The 3,403-nt window shown below is 38.8% G+C and carries 6 protein-coding genes; 1 reads left to right on the top strand and 5 read right to left on the bottom strand.

Features of this window, described 5'->3' with window-relative positions; genetic code table 11:
* Positions 1-1,226, top strand: a 1,226-nt coding sequence (locus tag THS5294_RS06160) for a type I restriction-modification enzyme R subunit C-terminal domain-containing protein (RefSeq protein WP_268873755.1), incomplete at its 5' end; no start/stop codon positions are given.
* A gap of 2 nt (positions 1,227-1,228) precedes the next feature.
* Here the strand turns inward: THS5294_RS06160 and THS5294_RS18210 are convergent.
* The 5 genes from THS5294_RS18210 to THS5294_RS06150 form a co-directional block, all read right to left on the bottom strand.
* Positions 1,229-1,609: a hypothetical protein gene (locus THS5294_RS18210; protein WP_139278683.1), complete on the bottom strand. Its 381-nt coding sequence runs from the start codon at positions 1,607-1,609 to the stop codon at positions 1,229-1,231.
* Positions 1,610-1,678: 69 nt separating this feature from the next.
* Complete coding sequence (locus THS5294_RS17930) at positions 1,679-2,365, bottom strand: AAA family ATPase (RefSeq protein WP_072936838.1); 687 nt, start codon at positions 2,363-2,365, stop codon at positions 1,679-1,681.
* Positions 2,365-2,748: a hypothetical protein gene (locus THS5294_RS18205; protein ID WP_139278682.1), complete on the bottom strand. Its 384-nt coding sequence runs from the start codon at positions 2,746-2,748 to the stop codon at positions 2,365-2,367. Before THS5294_RS18205 ends, THS5294_RS17930 begins: the two co-directional genes overlap by 1 nt.
* Positions 2,748-3,077 (bottom strand): hypothetical protein, encoded by a 330-nt coding sequence (locus tag THS5294_RS06155; protein ID WP_058123055.1) that lies wholly within the window; start codon positions 3,075-3,077, stop codon positions 2,748-2,750. Before THS5294_RS06155 ends, THS5294_RS18205 begins: the two co-directional genes overlap by 1 nt.
* A gap of 10 nt (positions 3,078-3,087) precedes the next feature.
* Positions 3,088-3,403: hypothetical protein (locus THS5294_RS06150; RefSeq protein ID WP_233486421.1), on the bottom strand; the 316-nt coding region annotated here is incomplete at its 5' end.

The raw sequence follows: 3,403 nt of genomic DNA, 5'->3' as shown, positions 1-3,403 counted from the left end.
CCACGCTGGCTTCACGTAGTGAATCCCCTCATGATGGGATTTGTGCAACAAAGCCCAAAGAGAGTGACTTTAACAAGCGAATTGTCATTGAAGAACGTGAAAGAAAGCGTGTGCAAGACATGCTTGCTGCCATCAATGAAGCTGAAAAGACAATCGTATTCTGTGCCAATCAAGCACATGCTGGACTTGTACGTGATTTAATAAATCAAGAAGCTAGCAGCAAAAGTGTAGATTATTGTGTACGTGTTACTGCAAATGATGGTGCACTTGGTGATACGTATCTGAAGCAGTTTCAAGACAACGATAAATCAATTCCAACCATACTTACTACTAGCCAAAAGTTAACCACTGGCGTTGATGCACGTAACGTTCGCAATATTGTTTTGCTACGTCCAGTAAACAGCATGATTGAATTCAAACAGATTATTGGACGAGGCACACGTCTGTTTGAAGGCAAACATTTCTTTACTATCGTCGACTTTGTGAACGCATATCACTTGTTCAATGATGCTGAATGGGACGGTGAACCAGTAGAACCAGAAGGTGGTGATACTGGTAAGAAAGGTGGCAAAGGCGAGGAAGGTAACAGCGGTGGTAAAGGTGGCGACGAGGGTGAAGACACGCATAATAAGCCAAAGTTACGCATTAAGCTAAGTGATGGAAAAGTGCGTGAACTACAAAGTATGAGTAGTACGTATTTCTACGTTGATGGAAAACCTATTAGCGCAGAAGAATTCCTTAAGCGTCTATTTGATACTCTTAAGTTGCCAGAACTGTTAGAAAGTGAAGAAAAACTTCGCAGTCTATGGGCAAATCCGATGACACGTAGAGAGTTGCTTAAGAAGCTAGAAAACGCTGGATGTCATAAGGATGACTTAGAAAAGCTGCAAGAGTTGATTAACGCTAAAGATAGCGACTTGTTTGATGTGCTTGAATACATCGCATATGCAAAAGCACCAGTAACACGTGCAGCACGTGTAGAAACAAACAAAGGTAATATCTATAACTTGCTAAATGCGAAGCAAAGAGAGTTCGTTGAATACGTCTTACGTAACTACGTAAACATTGGTGTAGACGAATTGGATGTAGGTAAGCTGAGTACGGTACTTACAGCTAAGTACGGCAGTATACATGCTGCACAACAAGAGTTAGGTAGCGTACAAGACATTCAGCGTACTTTTGTCGAATTTCAGCAGCAGCTTTATGCTGAAGTAGACGTTGCCTAAAACTACTTAGCGTATGTAGCTAATAGCTTTTCGCATTCAGTAATAATGGCTTCACTAACATGCTGACGAAGTAAGGTAGTAAAGATGTACTCGTTTGTATATTTACTTCCACCAATACTGCACAGAAACTTGAAGTTATCAAATCCAAGTAATTCAATCTTTGCACGATTTGTGAAATAGCGAGTGTAACGATTTACAGAAAGTAGGTTGTGAAGTGTTCTATTTGCTTGGATAGGGTACTTATCAAAGAGACAGCTACCTTCAATTAGTAACTGCTTTAGCTTATCTTCCAAAACAACATCGTCAGACGCACTATCTATAGATGGATAGTGTGCATGGCACCACTCTTTGATGTGTTCTTCTGAGTATTTTCTTGTAGACATGCTGCAAAGGTATCAAAGAATTTGAGTACTGAAAAGAAAAAAGGCAGCACATGAGTGCTGCCTAATGATCTACTTAACAACTGTAAGTCTATTGGATTGCTGCGTAGGTGGTAGTGGTATATTGCTACAAACTTGTTCTAATTCAGAACACATAGTTCTCCAATCACCATTTGCATGTTGTGCAATTGATGTGAGTGTAGCGTCACTTACCATAGGCAGCTTATTTTGGATTACTATTTTTTTCATACGCTGTACGTAATCAAATGCATTGTTTGATGCGTTGAAACATACAACATGACTTCTACTTCGTATCCCCATATCTACTTTGTGTAAGAAGTTTGTCGTCATTACAACAACGATATTTTTTCTATTCAGAAAACTCTTTAATCGTTGCTGTTGCGTATCGCTATAGTTATCCACTTCATCAAACAGAAAGTAGTGCTTTTCTGACTCATTAAACGAAGTAAAACTTGAAAGATTATTCAGACGAGTAATCTGTTCTGTAATCTTATCTCCTTCTTCATTTGTTATCACATCTATGAGTGCATCACTGCCACCATAAGATTTTTCGTAGTCATTAAAAAACACATTAGCATACGTAGTTTTTCCACTACCGTAAGTGCCATACAGCAATAGTGTATTCTTACCATTTGTAGGGAATGTAAGTTTACGTGTCACTATATCTAACAGCAGACGCTTAGTATTTGCATCTGAAAACACCATGTCTGTTGTAGTCTTTGGTTCAAAGTCAAACATTACGCAGCCTCCTTTCTGAAAGCTGTAAGAGTGTCAGAATAGTCATCGTTCACTTCTTCTACTTTGAAATTTGAAATACTGCCTTGTTCGTCAATTGTGTAGGCTTTGTTATTTACGACAACAGTTACACTTTCAACACCATTTGGTGACAGTAAAAAAACGCTTCCAAATAACGTAGTATCATCTCGCATCATTCTTTCAGAGATTATTTGAAATGCGTAACACGCATCATCTTCGTCGCTAAAAGGAACTCTACGTTCTATTAGTTCGTGTTCATCTTTAGATATACTAGAGAATCTCACTTGATGAGTTGATGGATGCAAATCTTCCAAATAATAAGAATTGCTGTGATTAGGGATATAGGGTTTTTTTCGTAAAAACATTACGCTGCCTCCTTATTCAAAGTCTTTTCAGTCATTACATCGTAGATTTCCATCAGTTCTGTTGAACTCATCATCCAATGCGATGCAGTGAAGGAATAGCTATCAGTGCCTATATTTGCTGTAAGCATTAGATAGCTATCAAAGGCTTTAGGGTTATCAGTTAGATAACGTAGTTCAATGTATCCAACTTTGATTGCCTCTTTGTCTGCAAGTGCATCAACACGTTCGTTATAGAACAAGTATGCTTTGCGAGGATTTTCAAACTTCCATTGCTTTGATGTAACTGATTTACAGTCATCGCAGTAGTACGTTGTTTCAATGCTAAACATAGTTCACTCCTTATGCTGCTAGTGCAGCTTTATCGTTGATAGACTCTGCTGCTTGCTTTTCATCTTCGATGTATTGCGCAACAGTATCGCTACTGTTTGCAGCATCTGCTTCAGCATCAGCTTGTTTTTTCGTTTTGCTTTTAGTTTCGTTGTGTTTGCTGAACACGTTAGCTAGTGCAGTATTGATTGCAGTTTTTCCTTTGATGCTGCTTTTATCTTCTTCAGCATAAATTTCATGCTTCAGTGCAATCGTTCCGTCTTTCTGTAATACACGGCTTTGTTGCACAAATCCCATCATGAGGGGATTCACTACGTGAAGCCAGCGT

The organism is Thalassobacter stenotrophicus (genome assembly GCF_001458315.1).
Lineage (GTDB): Bacteria > Pseudomonadota > Alphaproteobacteria > Rhodobacterales > Rhodobacteraceae > Thalassobacter > Thalassobacter stenotrophicus.
Note: the sequence above shows the minus strand (reverse complement) of the source record. Positions and strands in the feature narration are given on the sequence as shown.

Coding starts and splice junctions, on each gene's coding strand:
- THS5294_RS18205 (WP_139278682.1), bottom strand. CDS start 2,748: ATGTTTTTACGAAAAAAACCCTATATCCCTAATCACAGCAATTCTTAT.
- THS5294_RS18210 (WP_139278683.1), bottom strand. CDS start 1,609: ATGTCTACAAGAAAATACTCAGAAGAACACATCAAAGAGTGGTGCCAT.
- THS5294_RS06155 (WP_058123055.1), bottom strand. CDS start 3,077: ATGTTTAGCATTGAAACAACGTACTACTGCGATGACTGTAAATCAGTT.
- THS5294_RS17930 (WP_072936838.1), bottom strand. CDS start 2,365: ATGTTTGACTTTGAACCAAAGACTACAACAGACATGGTGTTTTCAGAT.